Source organism: Mesorhizobium sp. M4B.F.Ca.ET.143.01.1.1, assembly GCF_004792275.1.
GTDB classification, from domain to species: domain Bacteria; phylum Pseudomonadota; class Alphaproteobacteria; order Rhizobiales; family Rhizobiaceae; genus Mesorhizobium; species Mesorhizobium abyssinicae.
Genome location: NZ_SRSR01000376.1, coordinates 1 through 280, shown reverse-complemented (window position 1 = coordinate 280; position 280 = coordinate 1). Strand labels below are relative to the sequence as shown.

1 protein-coding gene is annotated in these 280 nt (G+C 66.1%); it reads left to right on the top strand.

Annotated features, from left to right (window positions below; all coding sequences use genetic code 11):
• Positions 1-245, top strand: a 245-nt coding sequence (locus tag EN786_RS37415; protein ID WP_281405038.1) for a FliG C-terminal domain-containing protein, incomplete at its 5' end; no start/stop codon positions are given.
• Between the last annotated feature and the right edge of the window lie 35 nt (positions 246-280).

Below are 280 nucleotides of genomic sequence, written 5' to 3'. Positions count from 1 at the left end.
CCGAGATCGTCACACTGGCGTTGCGCGGCGCCTCGCCGGAACTGGCCGAATCCGCGCTGTCGGCGATCGGCGCGCGCTCGCGCCGCATGATCGAATCCGAACTCGGACAAGGATCGGAAGGCATTGCGCTCGCCGATATCATGGCGGCGCGCAAGCGCATATCGGTCGCCGCGATCCGGCTGTCGCGGGAAGGAGCTTTCGAGCTGCCTTCGATGCAGACCGCCACCGCTGCCGAAGCCGCTTGACGATAGCGACACGGTCAGTACGCAATGGCTGAAGC